The organism is Bradyrhizobium cenepequi (assembly GCF_020329485.1).
GTDB lineage: Bacteria > Pseudomonadota > Alphaproteobacteria > Rhizobiales > Xanthobacteraceae > Bradyrhizobium > Bradyrhizobium cenepequi.
In genome coordinates, this window is the sequence record NZ_JAGKJI010000015.1 from 14463 (window position 1) to 31391 (window position 16929).

A 16929-nucleotide genomic window follows, 5' to 3' on the forward strand; every position below is an offset into this window, starting at 1 on the left:
ACAAAGATACAACTCTCGATACACCTCAAACTTGGACCACTAACCGTTCATCGCCTGCACGTAGCTTCTGAGCCATGTGTATTGTTTGGCTGCGATCAGTCCTGGCTCGGCGGGGATTTGCTAGTAACACTTCCATGCCCTATTCCCTCGTCATCTTCGACCTCGACGGCACGCTTGCAGACAGCTTTCCCTGGTTCTTGCGCAATGTGAACGACGTCGCCGATCGGTTCGGCTTCCGCCGCGTCGCGGATGAAGACGTCGATGAGCTGCGGCATGCCAGCTCGCGCGAGATCGTTGCGCGGCTCGAGGTGCCGACGTGGAAGATCGCTTTCATCGCGCGGCATATGCGGCGGCTGAAGGCGAAGCACCTGGCCGACATCGCGCTGTTTCCAGGTACCGAGACCATGCTGCGGACGCTCAAGGATGGCGGCCTGCGGCTGGCGCTAGTCAGTTCGGACAATGAGGCGAATGCCCGCGGGCTGCTTGGCGAGGCCGCCTCACTGTTTTCCTGGTTCGATTGCGGCGCGTCGATCTTTGGCAAAGCCGCAAAATTCCGCCGCGTCGTCAAGCGCGCCGGCGTTGCGCAAACACAGGCGATATCGATCGGCGACGAAACCCGCGACATCGAGGCCGCACGCGCCGCCGGCATCGCATGCGGCGCCGTATCGTGGGGCTATGCGGCACCTGCCAAGCTGCGGGCGCTCGGGCCTGACCTGATGTTCGAGCGGATGGAAGATATCGCCGCCTCTCTGCTGGTGTCAGAGGCGCCCCCGTAGGATGGGTAGAGCGCAGCGAAACCCATCGGCTCACAATTGGTGGGTTTCGCTTCCGCTCTACCCGCCCTACGCAGTTCACTCCTCGATCGCCGCCTCGACGAACCCATGGGGATCATCGCAGAACTCGCGCATCACCCTGTAATGATCGGTGTCCTTCACATTCACCGGCTCCAGTCCGTGTTTCGACAGCCGCAGCAACGTCGCATTTGGATAAGCCATCAGGATCGGCGAATGGGTGGCCATGATGATCTGGCATTGGCCGCTCTCGTCCATCCGGCGCATCAGCTTCAGGAATTCGATCTGGCGCGCGGGCGATAGCGCGGACTCCGGCTCGTCGAAGATGAAGATGCCCTGGCGCTGGCAACGCTCCTCGAAGAAGTAGAGGAAGCCCTCCGCATGGGAATAGGAGAGATAGTCGGGTGGCGATTCGCTGGTCTGATCCAGATATCTTGCGACCGAGAAGAACGTCTCCGCCCGGAAAAACCAGCCGTAGCTGACCTTAGGTAACCAGCCGGCGCGCAGCGCAGCCGACAGGTCTTCGCCGGTCGCTTCGATAGCGCCGGAATGATCGATCGGCCTGTATCCCTTGCCGCCGCCACCACTGTCGAACCCGGCAAGCGCCGCGATGCCTTCGAGGATGGTCGATTTACCGGTCCCGTTCTCGCCCGCGATGATGGTGACGGCTTTTTCGAAACTCAGATCGAACTCGTCCCTGAAAATGGGAAGGCAGAATGGATAGGCTTCCCAATCCGGAACGAGGGAGCGATCGAGCCAGACCCGCCTTAGATAAGGCGCAGGCAGGCTGGTCGTGCGGTTTCGTCTTCGGCCCATGTCCCCCCCAACTCTAGTCCGCAATAGCCGCTTCGACGAACCCTGCCGGGTCATCGTAGAATTCCCGCATCACCTTGTAGTGGTCGGTCTCTTCGACGGTGACGGGCTCAAGATCGTATTTCGTCAGTCGCAACAGCGATGCATTGGGATAAGCCATCAGCACGGGAGAGTGCGTCGCCATCAGCACCTGGCAATGCCCGATCTCGTCCATGCGCCGCAGCAGTTTCAGGAATTCAATCTGGCGCGAGGGCGACAGCGCCGATTCCGGCTCATCGAAGATGAAGATACCCTGCCGCTGACAGCGCTCCTCGAAGAAGCGCAGGAAGCCCTCGCCATGGGAATGGGAGAGGAAGTCCGGCGGGGGTGGCCCAAACGGGTCCTCTCGCGCCGATTTGTCCAAATATCTCGCCACCGAGAAGAAACTCTCGGCACGGAAGAACCAGCCTTTTGTGATCTTCGGCAGCCAACTGGCGCGGAGGGCTGTTGCAAGCTCGCCGCCCATTACCTCAAGCGCATCACAATGATCGACCGGCATATACCCCTTGCCGCCGCCGGCTCCGTCAAATCCGGCCAACGCCGCAATTCCCTCCAGCAAGGTGGATTTGCCGGTGCCGTTCTCGCCGACGATGATGGTGATCGCACGGTCAAACCTCAGCTCGAAATCATCCCGCAGCAAGGGCAGGCAGAACGGATACGCGTCCCGGTCGGTGATGCGGGTCGGATCGAGCCAGATGCGCTTGAGGTAGGGCGCCGGCAGATTGATCGTTCGGTTCTTTCGTGGAGCCATGCGCGTACCTAACAACCGGCGCAGTTGAGGGCTTTAGCCCTAGCCTGGATTATCTGGCACAGTTCACGGAACACAACAAGAACATTCCTGCCCATGAGCGTTCGCGCTGCGCCAAGCGCCACTTACGCCCTCTTCCGCAGCGCCATTGTCGGCGAGCGACAGGTCGTTTGTACCTACGACGGCCGCACCCGTGAGCTCTGCCCGCACATCATCGGCACCAACAAATCAGGCGAAGAGGTCGTGCTGGCCTGGCAGTTCGCCGGCGAGAGTTCGGGCAAGCTCCCGCAGTGGCGCTGCCTGAGGCTCGCCAATGTCCGTGACGCCCGGTTGCGCAAGGGCCGCTGGCATGAGGGCGGCTCGCACCGCACCGAGCAGACCTGCGTCAGCAACATCGATCTCGACATCAACATCCACGTCCGCAAGCGGCGGTGAAGATGTTGGCTTCTAGCGGCGCGCGCCGATGCCAGACCCTCATGGTGAGGAGCGCATGGCGCGTCTCGAACCATGAGGCCCGATCTCGCCCGCGGCCCATCCTTCGAGACGCCGCTTCGCGGCTCCTCAGGATGAGGACTGAGGCGGCGTTTCCACATTTCGCTCGAACGAAAATTCGCCCGCAATATCAATGTGATTTGCCTCGTCCAGCCCTGGTGCGAAAAACATTCCGCTTCGTTCTGATCGCAAATCACCTTAGAAACCCCGCCGTCCCGCCTCCACTTGAGGGGCGTATCGCGATCGTCACGGACGTTGGAAGCGGGATGCGATGGACGTAGCTGCGTCAGGCGTGGAAAGCGCCGGACGAATGGCGTGGCTGCGTACGGCGAAGTCGTGTGGTTCTGGCGCCCCGACGCTGGCGCTAAGCTTTTTGCGCGAACAAGCTCGCGCGAGAGGTGACGGTGGCAAGAAAGCCCGGTCACCGGGAAGAGCACGAAGTAAGCCGTAAAGCCGTCGCGCAGGGAAAGCCGGTGTGATTCCGGTTGAACCTGTGGTCCTACCCCCGTGCTTTTGTTGCACGGGACCCATGGGTGCAATCGGCGCCCGGCTTTCCCTGCGCCCTCTTTTCGGTGAGAGGGTCAGAAGCGACGCAAACCTCGGACGCAACGCGCCGCGAGAATGCGAACGCACATCCCCTCCGCTGTTTGAAAATTGAATCGGAATCGTAGGGTGGGTAGAGCGAAGCGAAACCCACCATCCTGCGGCTTGCTACGAAGTCGATGGGTTTCGCTTCGCTCTACCCATCCTACGACATCGGACTCGTCGTCTGGCCTTCGCCTGGACAACAGAGAGGTTCGCCTACCCCTCCTCGTCCAGCACTTCGAGCACGAGCTCCATCGTCATCAGCACCGGGTTGTCGCCGCGCACGAGCGTCCCCTCGGCGAGGCCGCCGAGATAGTCGACGAGCGCGATGTCGAGCTCGGCTTCGAGCTGGCCATCGGCGTCGGGGGCGATCGTGCCGGCGTTGACCGCGAGCTCGGTCGCGAATGGCACCACGCTGCGGCCATCGGTGAAACACGCGCCAATGGTCGAGCCGACGCCCCCATGCAGGCGGGCGTGCAGCATGCCATGCTGGCGGCAGAACTTTTCCAGCGCGCAGGCAAAATCCTGGTTCGGGCGCAGCCGCAGCGCGAAGGCGCGGCTGGTGGTCTCTGCATCGGTTGCCTCGCGCGGCACCGGGCCGAACAGCTTGAAATTGGTCTCGGCATCAAGCTCAGCCACGAACATCGCGCCGTCGAGACCGAAGGCCTGCACCTCGAAGGGCTCGGCGACCACCGTCTCCTCCGGCAGCATATGGCCGCCGTTGAAACGGCCGTCGGCTTCGGTCCACAGTCCATGGCAGTGAAAGAATGGCGCACCGTCGCGTTCGCCCAGCGTCATCGTGGCGAACTTGGGCCGGGTGATGCCGTCGGGACGAAACGTCTCGCTGTAGAATGCGGCGTTGGCGCCGGTCTTCGACAGGGCCGGCATTACGTAAGCAAACGGGCCAAGCGCGCCGCCGCTTGCGCTCAACACACCGCTCGAAAATCCTTCCGCTGCAAAGCCGCGGCGTGCGGCTTCAAGCAGCGGAATGCCGGCCTGCAGCGCAAACGAAAATGCGCGCCCGCGCGCTTCCACCCATTGAATGCGCTCGCGCGCAGGCGGCCCCGGTTGGGCGATGCTGCGCATCACCCGGTCTGCTTGGTGGAGACGTCGAGCAGCCCGCGTGCTTCCAGCTCATCGCGGATCAGGCGCTTGGGTATCTTGCCGTAGCCCGACTTCGGCAGCGCGTCCCAGAAGAAGAAGCGCTTGGGCATCTTGTAGCGCGGCACCTTCGGCGCAAGGTAGGCGGCAAGCTCCGCCTCGCTCAGCGCGCTGGCGCCCTCGCGCGCGACGCAGACGGCGATGCCGACCTCGCCCCAGAAGGGATCGGGCACGCCGAGCACCGCGACCTCGCCGACGGCCGGATGCGTGAGGATCTTCTCCTCGATCTCGCGCGGATAGATGTTGGAGCCGCCGGAGATGTACATGTCGGACGCGCGGCCGGTGATGTAGACAAAGCCTTCCTCGTCCATGTGGCCGAGATCGCCGGTGCGAAACCAGCCGTCGCGAAACGCCTTCGCATTGGCTTCCGGGTTGTCGTAGTAGCCCGCGAACACCGCAGGGCCGATCACGCAGATCTCGCCGGTCTCGAACGGCTTCAGCTCGCGCCCCTGGTCGTCCTGGATCGAGACCTGCATGCCGACGCGTTCGAAGCCGCAGGTGCCGATCCGCGCATGCGGGCCATCCTCGGGATCATGCAACGCCGGCGGCAGCACGGTGATGTTGCCGGTGACCTCACCCAAGCCGAAATACTGCACCAGCACGGCGCCGAGCTTGCTCAGCGCGAGCTTCTGGTCCTCGCGGTACATCGGTGCGCCGGCATAGATCACGTGACGGAGCGAGGAATGATCGAACTTGTCGACCGCGGGATGCTCGACCATCATCTTCAGGATCGTCGGCACGGTGAAAAGATTGCTGACGCGGTGCTGCTCGATCAGCCGGAACGTTTCGGCGATATCGAATTTCTCCGAAGGCAGCAGGATGGTCGGCACGCCGCGCGCGGCCTGCATGAGCTGATGGATGCCGGCGCCATGCGACAGCGGCGCGACCACGATCGAGGCATCCCGCGCGCTCACACCGGGCGTCAGGTCGGCAAGATGATTTGTCACCACAAAGGCCATCTGACCATGGGTCAGCACAGCGGCCTTGGAGCGTCCGGTGGTGCCGGAGGTGAAGAAGAACCAGCAGGGATCGTCATGCTCGACGGCGACATTATCGACCTTCGCGCCGGCGTGCGCGGCGATCGCTTCCGTGACCGTCTGCTCGCCAAAACTCCCCTCCTCGCCGATCCGCCAGGTGAACTGCAGCGCGGGATTGGCGGCGGCCGCAGCGTGCTCGGGAAAGTCGCCGTGGCAGAGGAAGGCCTTGGCGCCGGAGGCTGCCGCCAGATAGGCGACCTCATCAGGCATCAGGCGGAAATTGGTCGGCACCCAGACCGCTCCGAGACGGAAGGCGGCGAACATCGACCAGAACATCTCGTCGCAGTTCTTGGAATGGACGAGAATGCGGTCGCCCTTGACAATGCCCTGCGCCGCCAGCGCAGCCGCAAGTGCGGAGACCAGGCCGTCGATCTCGTGCCAGGTCCAGCTCCGGTCCCGCCAAATGAAGCCTGCGCGATCACCATGCCGGCGCGCATTCTGGGTCACGATATGCGCCAGGTTCATCACCCGGCGCGACATTCGCACGATCCCGCCGCGCGGCGCGGCCAGGCTGCTCGTCTCTCCGCTCATTTCCGTCCCATCGGGAGTTTCCCCATGCGGGGCACCTTGAGGCCCCTTCGCGGTTTATCGTCTCGGCACGGGGTTCGGCAAGGGCGGTCACTGCGGATGGTCGGCGAGTTCCTGATCGCTCCTGCCCCAGTCCTGCCAGAGCTGCAGCGCGCCCAGTAGGACCACCAGCGCGCCAAGGATGCCGTGCCAGACCTGCAGCATCGTGTCGCCGGAATAGCCGAACAGGAATGGCGAGGCGATCAGCCAGCAGCCGAGCACGATGGCCGAAACCTCCTCCCAGCGCTGCAGGGCGACATATTCGAGCTGCGCCAGGCCGAACACCAGCATGCCGATCACGAAGGTGTTGAGGATCATGATGCTACGATCGGCATCGACGACCTCACGGCCGGCCTGCATCGGAAACCACGGCGACACCACGATCAGCACGCCAAGCAGCATGCCGAACCAGTCCTCCCAAGGCCTATGGGTGCTAAAGAAACGCTTATCCGACATGGTAGACCTCCCTGAAAAAGAGGCATACGTCAGCAGCCAGCGATCATGACATTGCGGTACCAAACGGACCATCGGGCCGCTTCGGGGCGTATGTCTTGAGAAAAACGTAGGCCGGTTATGATCGGCTTGCAAGGCAGCCGATCGCCAATTCGCGGAGGACCGGACCATGCGGCGATGCAAACAACAGGAATGAGATGATGGATGGAAGTGTGAACCAAGCGGTCGTCAACAACGCCGCCCACAAGCGCTATGAGCTCGCGATCGACGGACATATTGCCGCGGCCTACTACGAGAAAGCGGACGGCGTGATCACCTTCGTCCACACCGAGGTGCCGCCGGAGCTCGGCGGGAAAGGGATCGGCTCAAAGCTGGTGCGCGGCGCGCTGGACCAGGTGCGCGCCGAGGGCCTGAGGGTGATCGCGGAGTGCCCGTTCGTGAAGGCCTTCATCGAGAAACACGCGGACTATCAGGATCTGCTGAAGCACTGAAGGCGCAACACCAGCCATGACCAAGGTCCGCAACAACAAGGCGCAAAGCCGCTTTGAACTCGACGTCGAAGGCGGCATCGCCTTTGCAAACTACCGCGCGACGCCATTAGCCGTCATCATCACCCACACCGAAACGCCGCGTGCGCTACGCGGCCGCGGCATTGCCTCCGAGCTCGTCAAGGGCGCGCTGGAATTGATCCGCGCCGACGGCCACAAGGTCATCGCGGGCTGCGGTTTTGTCGTCGACTATCTCGGCAAGCATCCCGAATACCGGGATCTTATGGCATAACGATCGGGCGTGACGATAATCCTTCGTCAGCATCTAACGCGGTTGACAAAAAGGGCCCGCGACGATCGCGGGCCCTTCGAACGCTTATTGCCAGCGTCACCTTAATGCTTGATTTCCGGCGGCAGCTTGCCGCCATTGGCGGCGAGCTTGGTCATCACCTGCTTGTGCAGCCAGATGTTCATGCTCGCGGAATCGCTGGTGTCGCCGGTGTAGCCAAGTTCCTTGGCAAGCTCCTTGCGCGCGGACAGGCTCGAATCGATGTCGAGCGCCTTCATCAGATCGACGATCGATGTGCGCCACTCGAGCTTCTCCTTCTTCGCAGCGACGGCGTTGTCCAGGATCGGAGCGACATCAACACTCTGCGCGGGCGCCGCAGCGGGTGCGGCCGTGGCAGTCGGCGAGGCACCGGCGGGTGCGCTCCCCGCCGGCGCACTACCGGCCGGCGCCGCAGTCGCTGTGCTGCTGCTGCCGAAGATCGAGCTCATGATTTTTCCGAAAATGCTCATCGTTCGCTCCCAAAGGACTTGAGATGTGGTGTCAGGTGGTTCTCTCGGGGCTCTTGTTGACCGGCAGCACCTCGCCGGGGTGGCGAAACAATTCTACTCGGCCCGACCAGAGTTGCCAATGCGACATTCACCGAAGCGTGAGTGCGTCTATCCTGGTTTGGGAGTAGCCTTACGCTGCAATTCGCGACATGGCCGGTTGGGTGTCTTCGCGTCTGGCCGTGGTCGTGATCGCGTAGGAGACGGCACGTTGTGCCCTCGCTAGCGGGCACAGAAATGCGGCCGCCGCAGGGAGACAACGACCATGCCCACCTATCATGACAATGTCACATCATTGACGCAGAGCGGACAGAAAGCTGCCGCTCTGCCCGAGATTCGCACCATCGATCTCAACGATCTGCACCGCGCGCTGCAACTCGGCTGGGACGATTTCAAGGCCGTGCCGAGCCACGCCATCGTCTTGTGCGTGGTCTATCCGGTGTTGGGCCTGGTCCTTGCGCGCGTCGTGCACGGCTATTCCGTGCTGCCCTTATTGTTCCCGTTGGCCGCGGGCTTTGCCCTGCTCGGCCCATTCGCGGCGATCGGTCTCTATGAACTTAGTCGCCGCCGCGAGAATGGCGAAGAGCCTTCGGCATGGGACGCGATCGCAATCGTCCGCTCGCCGTCATTTGGTGCCATGCTTGGACTAGGCACGTTGCTGTTCGCGCTGTTCGTCACCTGGATCGCCACCGCGCAAGCCATCTATGTTGCGGCGTTCGGTTATGCGACAGCCGCGGGGATTCCCGATTTCTTCACGCAGGTGCTAACGACAACGCGGGGTTTGTGGTTGATCCTGGTCGGCTGCGGCATCGGCTTCCTCTTCGCCCTGCTCGCGCTTTGCATCAGCGTGGTCTCGTTCCCGATGATGCTCGACCGCCACGCCACGACCGGTGAGGCCATAGTCACCTCGCTTCGTACTGTCGCACGTAATCCAATATCGATGGCCACTTGGGGACTGATCGTCGCGGGATTGCTGGTGCTGGGAACGCTGCCTTTCTTCCTTGGTCTCGCCGTCGTCATTCCCCTGCTCGGCCACGCCACTTGGCATCTCTATCGGGAAGTCATCGTTCCCGATCCCAATGCGCGGCCGCTGCCGCCACGCCCGCGCGAGCGCAAACCTGCTGCAGATTTCCCCGCCAACTTGTTCCCGTGGCGACGGAAGAACAGCGCGTAGGTTTTCGGTAAATCTGTTCCGTCATCCCCCGGTCTGGTGCGCGAGCACCCGAGGAGGATGCGCATATTCCGGCTCCGATACGTGACATCGCCTCGGCGGGTGGATTGGCTTGGGTGTGCAAGGTCCGATAAGCCTTGTTTTGGCCGCTCTTGCCGCGAACATTTTGGTAGCGTTTCAAGGGTAATGTCGATGATGGATCGACATGGAGTGAATGATTTCATGGGCTTTCGCTTTTCGCTGCGGACTGCACTTGGAGCCCTGCTCCTGACCTTGAGCACACCTTCTTTCGCTGCGCCCTGCGGCAGCGGCTCGTTTGACGCGTGGCTGGACGACTTCAAGAAGGAAGCGGCGACCAAGGGGATTTCGGCGTCGGTAATCCAGGTCGGCCTGAACGGTGTTACGCTCGACAAGAACGTGCTCACGCGCGACCAGTCGCAGAAGGTGTTCAGTCAGACTTTCGAGGAATTCTCCGGGCGGATGGTGCCGCCCCGCCTCACCCGCGGCTCCAACATGATGAAGCAATATGGCTCGGTGCTATCGCGCATCGAGGAGACGTATGGCGTCCCGGGCGAAGTGCTGGTGGCGATCTGGGGACTGGAGACTGATTTCGGAGTCAATATTGGCAGATTCGCAACGATACGATCGCTGGCGACGCTCGCTTATGATTGCCGTCGTTCCGATATGTTCAAGGCCGAACTCTTGGATGCTCTCCGCGTCATCGAGCGCGGCGATGTCGCTCCGCAGGAATTGCGCGGCGCATGGGCCGGCGAAATCGGCCAGACCCAATTCATGCCGTCGAACTACATCAAATTCGCCGTCGATTTCGATGGGAATGGCCGCCGCGATCTTCTCCACAGCGCGCCAGACGTGCTGGCCTCGACCGCGAATTTCTTCGCCAATCACGGCTGGCAACGCGGCAAGGATTGGCAGCCAGGCGGCCCGAACTTCGCCGTGATTCAACAATGGAATAAGAGCGACGTCTATGCGCGGACAGTCGCCCACTTTGCCACCCAGCTCACCCGCATTCCCTAGGCGTTTCTCCGGTTAAGGCGCCGATTGCTGCAGGACGATCGGCGCCTTCAAGAAGCCTTGCTCCTTACTTCGCCGCGCCGGCGTGCATGGCCTTGTTCAGGTGCACTGCGCACATGCCCATCTTCCCACCGAGCAGCGCGTTCTGGGCTTGCGCAATCTCCTTTTGCGCGACGATCTTGCCTGGGCCATCCGCCATGGTCTCGACTGTGGATTCGGTCTTGGCGAGATTGTCGCCGCTGCAGCTGGCGCTCACCTTGGCGGCGTGGGCGGGAACGGCTGCGTAGGCGACGGCAGCCATCGCAGTGGCTGCGAGCAATGTCTTGAGCATGGTATTTTCCCCAGTTGCTATCTCTTGAATGGAAGCCGCCGTCATTGCCGGAATCCGTGACATCAATTGTTCGCCCATCATCGAAAAGTTCGGAATTCCGCACGATAGAGATGTGATTGAGGCTGCCGGCAAAGCACGCATGCGTTGCATCAGTCTTTTCATTACATCCCGGTAAGGAAGCGCCAGCCGCACGAGGGGGTTGCTGCCGCCACCGCGGTGTCCGGCCGCCTCTCATCACGAACCGTACTCTGGGGAATAGGGAGTTGTGGGTTCGGCATCGTCGGCGGCCAGCCTTCGAATTGCGAACGTCCTTCGGCGATCGGTCTGAGGACTCGGCGGCCCGTCGGGTCAAACAATCCGAGCCGACTTTTGGTTCGGCATCCAAATCCCCGCGAGGAATATTCTTCTAAATCGCCAACAAAAGAAGTGAACTATATTTCATTACTAAGGGATCGAGCGCATGCGAATCACGCATGAGGAGTTCGCCAAGCGAGTCGTCCTCCCGGGTCATACTGACGAGGACCAAGAGCCGGCGATTTGATTTAACGCCCGTTGGCTACCACATACAAGGGATCCAACGGAAGCGCTGCAATGACAGCAAACCCGTGATTTTACGTACATTTTTTGATCCCGGCTTCCGACGTTACTGATGCGCTGGGTTTTCCTCGGCGGCTCTGCTGAAGGGTTAATCGGACCTTACCAACGTTATGCATTTTCCACTTAGCTGCATCGCAACATAAGAGCTGGTGCAGTGCATCAACTCAACTTACGTTCATTTCATCAACGATGAAGCGTCGCTCAAAAGCTGAATCGTAATTCTAGGAGACTACCATGTTGCTCTCGCTCATCCGCATGATCCGGGCCTTCCGCGATTATCAGCGCAATGTTGCCGAGCTGTCCCAGCTTAGCGATCGCGAGCTGGCGGACATCGGCCTTGATCGCTCTGATATTCCGCGCGTGGCCTCTGGGCACTACAACGGCTGATCCTTCCTCAGTCCATCAATGAACGGATAACGCCCGCTCCCCATGCGGGCGTTCTCGTATTCTCTCCCCAGTTTCTCTGCCCGGTTTCAGATGCGCTCGTGGAAAAAACGCGCTAACCCTGCGCGATGACTGCGACCAAGCCTTCTCCAGATCCTGTCCATATCATCGGCGCCGGCCTCGCTGGTTCTGAAGCCGCTTGGCAGGTGGCGAGCGCCGGTGGGCGCGTGGTGCTGCACGAGATGCGCCCACAGCGGATGACCGAGGCCCACCGCACCGACGGCCTTGCCGAGCTCGTCTGCTCCAATTCCTTCCGCTCCGATGACGCTGCCAACAATGCAGTCGGCCTGCTACATGCCGAAATGCGCCGGCTCGGCTCGCTGATCATGCGCGCCGCCGACGCCAACCAGGTGCCTGCGGGTGGCGCGCTGGCGGTCGATCGCGAGGGATTTTCCGCAGCCGTCACCAAGGCCCTCAACGATCATCCCCTGATCGAGATTCGCCGCGAGGAGATCGCGGGTCTCCCGCCCACCGAGTGGCGCAATGTGATCGTTGCGACAGGCCCCCTCACCTCGGCTCCGCTGGCAGAGGCCGTCCGCAAGCTGACCGACGAAAGTGCGCTCGCCTTCTTCGATGCGATAGCGCCGATCGTGCACAAGGACTCCATCGATATGAGCGTGGCGTGGTTCCAGTCGCGCTACGACAAGGTCGGTCCGGGCGGTACCGGCGCCGACTACATCAACTGCCCGATGACAAAGGAGCAGTATGACGAGTTCGTCGATGCGCTGCTGGCCGGCGAGAAGGTCGACTTCAAGGACTGGGAGACCAATACGCCCTATTTCGACGGCTGCCTGCCAGTCGAGGTGATGGCCGAACGCGGCCGCGAGACGCTGCGACATGGCCCGATGAAGCCAGTCGGGCTCACCAATCCGCACGATCCCACAACCAAGCCCTACGCGATCGTACAGCTTCGGCAGGACAACAAGCTCGGCACCCTCTACAACATGGTCGGCTTCCAGACCAAGCTGAAGCACGGGGCGCAGCAACGCGTATTCCGCACCATTCCGGGCCTCGAGCACGCCGAATTTGCAAGACTCGGCGGGCTGCACCGCAACACCTTCCTGAACTCGCCCAAGCTTCTGGATTCACAACTGCGGCTGCGCGCAGAGCCGCGACTGCGCTTTGCTGGCCAGATGACGGGCTGTGAAGGCTATGTGGAGTCCGCGAGCATCGGCCTGCTCACCGGCCTCTATGCCGCGGCAGACGCCCGCGGACATTCGCTGACGCCGCCGCCCTCGACCACGGCGCTGGGCGCCCTGCTCGGCCACATTACCGGCGGCCATATCGAGACTGTCCAAACGGGTCCGCGCTCATTCCAACCGATGAACATCAATTTTGGCCTGTTTCCGCCGCTGGCCAGCCCGCCGACGAAGAAGCCCGACGGCACGCGGCTCCGCGGCAACGAGAAGACGGTCGCGAAGAAACAGGCGATGTCCTCCCGCGCGCTTGCCGACCTTGACCGCTGGATATCGGATCACTTGCGCGTCGCGGCGGCGGCTTAAACCATGAGCTTGCCAAAAGACGACGCCGCCACCTTGTCGGCGCGATGGTGCGAGGGAGTCCTGCTCAAGCGCGATGTGTTCTCGACCGTTGAGCGCGGCCGTTTTCGCAGCGAGACCGGTGAAACCGACGCGGTGCTGCGCCGACTTGACCAAGTGCCGTTCTGGTCGTTTCCCCTAGCGCTGCACCTGTTTTCGCGCGAGCGCCGGGCGCTGTCGATGGCGCGCGACCTCGACGTCGGACCGAAGCTGCTATGGGCGGGACAACGCACGCTGGTGCGCGGCTTCATCGATGGCGTGGCGCTGCACCTGGCCAAGCCGCATGGCGACGTCGCCTATTTCCGTTCGGCCAAGGACGCACTGCGCAAGCTGCATCGCGCTGGCATCTGTCACAACGATCTTGCCAAGGAGCAGAACTGGCTGGTCGGCCGCAACGGCCGCGCCTATCTCACCGACTTCCAGCTCGCCGCCTGTTTCAAGCGCCGTAGCCGCTTGTTCCGCATCGCAGCCTATGAGGATTTACGGCATCTGCTGAAGCACAAGCGCAGCTATGCGCCCGACGCGCTGACCCCGAAGGAACGCAAGATCCTCCAACGCAAGTCAGTCGTCGCCAGCCTGTGGCTTAAAACCGGCAAGAAGGTCTACCAGGTGATCACCCGCGGTGTCTTCAATTTCACCGATCGCGAAGGCGGCGGCCGGCGGCTGGTCAATGATGCGCCGGTCCTGATTGATTTGATTCGGAAGAACCCGGAGGTCCGCGACACCGCGATCGTCGCCTTCGCCGACCGCCGCGTCGGCGTCGGGCTCTATGCCTTCGTGGAAGCCGATGATGTCGCGCTGGAGAAGAAGCTGCGCACCACGCTTGCTTCAGCCAAGAGCGTCAAGCCGCCCGAGCATATCCAGATCGTCCATGCGCTGCCGCGCGATGTTGCGGGCAAGCCGCGCACCGAGATATTGCAGCTCGTGGCGATGAACCAGATCGATCTGATCGAGCCAATGATGCAGAGCGAGGCCGATCGCGCCTTCCTTAAGGACATCCTTGAACAGCGCAAGAATCTTCGCGACCGATTCAATTTCGAGGTCGCCGAGATGGACCGGCTGAGGCGCTAGAGCATGATCCGGAAAAGTGTGAAGCGGTTTTCCGAAAAGATCACGCACACAACAACCTAAAGCGCGATGATGATTCATCCTCATCTCATCGCGCTTTAGACCATCCTCGCATCGTCACCTCGACAAAGCCATCGTTGCGAAACAATCTCGCAATCAGCGCCAAGGGGAGTGTTTCGATGCCGCTGACGCGTGGCAAGGTCGGGGGACATAATTCCGAACGCTTAGCATTCGCGTTCACGATGCTGAACGATGGTGAAACCGTGGAGTGCCAGATCAGCGACGCCGCGATGGACGAGCTGGCGGGGACGCGTGGTACGCCAAGCATCGCGCGGCAGGGACAGTTCGTTAGCCTGCGCGACGAAATCGAGAAGATCGCGTCCGACCTGTTCGATGCCGGCCCGGTCGTGAAGGGCCGCATGATCAGGATCTTCACCAAGCACATCCACAAATAGCGCGCGTCAGCCGCCAAACTCACCTCGCCGCGACGCCCGCCACACGGCCCACAGCACCCGCAGCCGTGACGTGATCTGCGGCACGAGGGGATCGCTGCCGGCCCGCGACATCCGCGCGAGATCGCGCTGGACCAGAGCCAACGGCAGGAAGATTGGCCGTACCGCCGGCGGAACCGTCGGCAGCAGCGACAGCGCTGTCTTAAGATGGTTGTTCGCCTCGCCGATGAGTTGATCGATCGCCGCGCGCAGTTGCGGCGTCGACTTGCCGGAGAACACGTCTTCGATGTTGCCGCCATGCTGCTCAAGGAACTGCAGCGGCAGGAACAATTGCCGCCGCGAAGCGTCGCGTGGCAGTGCGGCGACCACTTGCGCGATGCCTTGCGCAAGTCCGGCATGCTGCGCGAGGTGGTCGATCTGCTCCGACGGATTTGCCATCACGCGCGCGGCGAGCGAGAACAGAGCCGAGGTGGTCTCGTGGAGATAGCCCTCGAGCGCCACCATCGACGGCATCGGATCGTTGTAGAGATCGAACTGGTGCTCCTCGACCAACCGCGACAGCGGCTCGACAGGAAGCCCGAACTTCCTGATTGCGAACAGCAGCTCCGCGGCGACTGGGTTGCCTTCGACGCTGCCATGGCCGCTGCCTGCGAGCATATCCGTCCACCATTGCAGACGGATCTCGCCGGGCAAGGGTTGGCTGACCAGCTCATGAACGCGAGAAATCTCGGCGTTGAAGGCGTAGATTGCGAGCAGCGCGCGGCGCTCGAGCGCCGGAACGAACAGTGTGGAGGCATAGCGCGGAAAATCATGCGTCCGCACCAGATCGGCGCAGAACGCTGCGGCATCCGTGCCGCCGGGCTCGGTCATGGCACAGCAATCAGCGCTGCTGCCACCCGCCGCCGCTCGCCCATCATGATGTTGTAGGTGCGGATCGCAGGTCCCGTCTGCATCGCGTCCAGCACCACATGCACCGCACGCAAGGCGTCGCGCAGCGCCTTGGGCACTATCCATACTTCCGTGCCGGTGCCGACGATCAGCGTGTCGATGATGTTGGCTTTCGCGAAGACAGCCTCGAGCGAGTATCGGTCGATCTGCTGCGGTGCGGTCACCGGCCAGGCCCAGATCCCATCGGGCAGGCAGAGCAACGAGCCTCGATGCGACATGTCGGCAAAGGCAAAGCCGCCCTTGCCGTAGGCATCGATCGGCGCCGACCTCGGAAGATGTGGAGCGTCCGAGGATTGAGCCATGGTTCGCTACTTCTTTATCGCCGCTTCCGGCTTCTTGGCCGGGGTATCCGGCGCATCACCCCGCGCGGTTCCCACGCCCAGATAGATCAGGATCGGCGCCGCGATGAAGATCGAGGTGTAGGTGCCGACCAGCACCACGCCGAACATCATCACGGCGGTGAAGCTGTGGATGGCATGGCCGCCGAACAAGAGCAGCGCCAGCAGCGCCAGCGTCACGGTGACGTGAGTGATGATCGAACGCGACAGCGTCGAGTTGATCGATTCGTTGAGGAGCTGCGGCATTGGCATCTTCTTGTAGCGCCGCAGCATCTCGCGGATACGATCGTAGATCACGACCGTGTCGTTAAGGGAGTAGCCGAGAATCGTGAGCAGCGCCGCGATGCTGGTGAGGTCGAAATCGACCTGGCTGATCGACATGAAGCCGATGGTCAGCACGATATCGTGGACATTGGCGATCATGGCGCCAAGCGCGAACTGCCATTCGAAGCGGAACCAGAGATAGATCAGAATGCCGACGATCGCGAGCATCAGGCCGAGCATGCCGTAGGCCAGGAGTTCGCCGGAGACGCGCGGGCCCACCACTTCGACGCGGCGATAATCGACGGAATCGCCAAGCGCGCCGCGGACCTTCTGCACGGCCTCCTGCTGAGCGCTGTCGCCGCCGGGCTGCTCGGCGACGCGGATCAAGACGTCCGCCGGACCACCGAATTGCTGCAGCTGGACCTCTCCGAGATTCAGTGCACTGAGCGTGGCGCGCATCGCGGCGATATCAGCGCTGCCCGACTTGGCCTGCACTTCCAGAAGCGTGCCGCCACGGAAGTCGATGCCGAAATTCAGGCCGTGGGTGAAGAACAGCGCGATCGCCACCATCGAAAGCACCGCCGAGATCGGGAAGCTGATGCGGCGGAAGCGCGTGAAGTCGAAATGTGTATCGTCCGGGACGATGCGCAGCGGCGGCAGGAGGCCGAGCGCGCTGACGACGGTCAGCACGGCGATCAGGATGCCAAGGCCGATGAGAACGTAATGAGTCACAATAGG

General features: G+C 62.1%; 20 protein-coding genes. 10 read left to right on the forward strand and 10 right to left on the reverse strand.

The features are described from left to right. Positions 1-134: 134 nt before the first annotated feature. Positions 135-776: an HAD hydrolase-like protein gene (locus J6497_RS17595; protein WP_225705541.1), complete on the forward strand. Its 642-nt coding sequence runs from the start codon at positions 135-137 to the stop codon at positions 774-776. A gap of 75 nt (positions 777-851) precedes the next feature. Here the strand turns inward: J6497_RS17595 and J6497_RS17600 are convergent, their stop codons facing one another. Then, the gene (locus J6497_RS17600) at positions 852-1607 is read right to left on the reverse strand and encodes an AAA family ATPase (protein WP_225705542.1); all 756 of its coding nucleotides are present in this window, start codon (positions 1605-1607) and stop codon (positions 852-854) included. 13 nt (positions 1608-1620) lie between these two features. Next, positions 1621-2394 carry an AAA family ATPase gene (locus tag J6497_RS17605; RefSeq protein WP_225705543.1) on the reverse strand — a complete coding sequence of 258 codons (774 nt, stop codon included), beginning with the start codon at positions 2392-2394 and terminating at the stop codon, positions 1621-1623. Positions 2395-2487: 93 nt separating this feature from the next. Here J6497_RS17605 and J6497_RS17610 point away from each other — a divergent pair, with 93 nt between their 5' ends. After that, on the forward strand, positions 2488-2826 hold the full coding sequence (locus tag J6497_RS17610; RefSeq protein WP_225705544.1) for a hypothetical protein: 339 nt from the start codon (positions 2488-2490) through the stop codon (positions 2824-2826). Positions 2827-3684: 858 nt separating this feature from the next. Here the strand turns inward: J6497_RS17610 and J6497_RS17615 are convergent. The 3 genes from J6497_RS17615 to J6497_RS17625 all read right to left on the reverse strand — a co-directional run bounded on the left by J6497_RS17615 (position 3685) and on the right by J6497_RS17625 (position 6689). Next, positions 3685-4554, reverse strand: a complete 870-nt coding sequence (locus J6497_RS17615) for a PCC domain-containing protein (protein ID WP_225705545.1) — start codon at positions 4552-4554, stop codon at positions 3685-3687. After that, entirely contained in the window at positions 4554-6197 is a 1644-nt protein-coding gene (locus tag J6497_RS17620; RefSeq protein WP_225705546.1) for an acyl-CoA synthetase, read from the reverse strand. Before J6497_RS17620 ends, J6497_RS17615 begins: the two co-directional genes overlap by 1 nt. 87 nt (positions 6198-6284) lie before the next feature. After that, on the reverse strand, positions 6285-6689 hold the full coding sequence (locus tag J6497_RS17625) for an SPW repeat protein (RefSeq protein ID WP_225705547.1): 405 nt from the start codon (positions 6687-6689) through the stop codon (positions 6285-6287). A gap of 209 nt (positions 6690-6898) precedes the next feature. Here J6497_RS17625 and J6497_RS17630 point away from each other — a divergent pair, with 209 nt between their 5' ends. Beyond that, positions 6899-7177, forward strand: coding sequence for a GNAT family N-acetyltransferase (locus tag J6497_RS17630; RefSeq protein WP_225705548.1), 279 nt, complete (start codon positions 6899-6901; stop codon positions 7175-7177). A 16-nt stretch (positions 7178-7193) separates the two neighbouring features. Next, a complete protein-coding gene (locus J6497_RS17635; RefSeq protein ID WP_225705549.1) occupies positions 7194-7466 on the forward strand; it encodes a GNAT family N-acetyltransferase in 273 nt (90 codons plus the stop codon). Positions 7467-7567: 101 nt separating this feature from the next. Here J6497_RS17635 and J6497_RS17640 read toward each other — a convergent pair whose 3' ends face one another. Beyond that, positions 7568-7972 (reverse strand): DUF3597 domain-containing protein, encoded by a 405-nt coding sequence (locus J6497_RS17640; RefSeq protein WP_225705550.1) that lies wholly within the window; start codon positions 7970-7972, stop codon positions 7568-7570. 301 nt (positions 7973-8273) lie between these two features. On the opposite strand from J6497_RS17640, the gene J6497_RS17645 reads away from it, so the two are divergent. Both J6497_RS17645 and J6497_RS17650 read left to right on the forward strand, forming a co-directional pair. Next, positions 8274-9182, forward strand: a complete 909-nt coding sequence (locus J6497_RS17645) for a DUF2189 domain-containing protein (RefSeq protein ID WP_225705551.1) — start codon at positions 8274-8276, stop codon at positions 9180-9182. 219 nt (positions 9183-9401) lie between these two features. Beyond that, positions 9402-10214, forward strand: a complete 813-nt coding sequence (locus J6497_RS17650; protein ID WP_225705655.1) for a lytic murein transglycosylase — start codon at positions 9402-9404, stop codon at positions 10212-10214. Positions 10215-10278: 64 nt separating this feature from the next. On the opposite strand, the gene J6497_RS17655 is transcribed toward J6497_RS17650, so the two are convergent. Continuing rightward, on the reverse strand, positions 10279-10692 hold the full coding sequence (locus J6497_RS17655) for a hypothetical protein (protein WP_312010310.1): 414 nt from the start codon (positions 10690-10692) through the stop codon (positions 10279-10281). Between the two features lie 681 nt (positions 10693-11373). On the opposite strand from J6497_RS17655, the gene J6497_RS17660 reads away from it, so the two are divergent. The 4 genes from J6497_RS17660 (at position 11374) to J6497_RS17675 (ending at position 14644) form a co-directional block, all read left to right on the forward strand. Next, positions 11374-11526 (forward strand): DUF1127 domain-containing protein, encoded by a 153-nt coding sequence (locus J6497_RS17660; protein ID WP_080663824.1) that lies wholly within the window; start codon positions 11374-11376, stop codon positions 11524-11526. A gap of 125 nt (positions 11527-11651) precedes the next feature. Then, positions 11652-13085, forward strand: coding sequence for a methylenetetrahydrofolate--tRNA-(uracil(54)-C(5))-methyltransferase (FADH(2)-oxidizing) TrmFO (gene trmFO / locus J6497_RS17665; protein ID WP_225705552.1), 1434 nt, complete (start codon positions 11652-11654; stop codon positions 13083-13085). A 3-nt stretch (positions 13086-13088) separates the two neighbouring features. Next, complete coding sequence (locus tag J6497_RS17670; protein ID WP_225705553.1) at positions 13089-14192, forward strand: serine/threonine protein kinase; 1104 nt, start codon at positions 13089-13091, stop codon at positions 14190-14192. Between the two features lie 176 nt (positions 14193-14368). Beyond that, a complete protein-coding gene (locus tag J6497_RS17675) occupies positions 14369-14644 on the forward strand; it encodes a DUF1488 family protein (protein ID WP_225705554.1) in 276 nt (91 codons plus the stop codon). 6 nt (positions 14645-14650) lie between these two features. Here J6497_RS17675 and J6497_RS17680 read toward each other — a convergent pair whose 3' ends face one another. The 3 genes from J6497_RS17680 to secF are packed head-to-tail and all read right to left on the reverse strand — an operon-like array spanning position 14651 to position 16923. Beyond that, positions 14651-15511, reverse strand: a complete 861-nt coding sequence (locus J6497_RS17680) for a phytoene/squalene synthase family protein (protein ID WP_225705555.1) — start codon at positions 15509-15511, stop codon at positions 14651-14653. Continuing rightward, entirely contained in the window at positions 15508-15891 is a 384-nt protein-coding gene (locus tag J6497_RS17685; protein ID WP_225705556.1) for an Mth938-like domain-containing protein, read from the reverse strand. The genes J6497_RS17680 and J6497_RS17685 overlap by 4 nt, the downstream gene beginning before the upstream one ends. A gap of 6 nt (positions 15892-15897) precedes the next feature. Continuing rightward, positions 15898-16923 carry a protein translocase subunit SecF gene (secF, locus tag J6497_RS17690; RefSeq protein ID WP_225705557.1) on the reverse strand — a complete coding sequence of 342 codons (1026 nt, stop codon included), beginning with the start codon at positions 16921-16923 and terminating at the stop codon, positions 15898-15900. Positions 16924-16929: the final 6 nt, after the last annotated feature.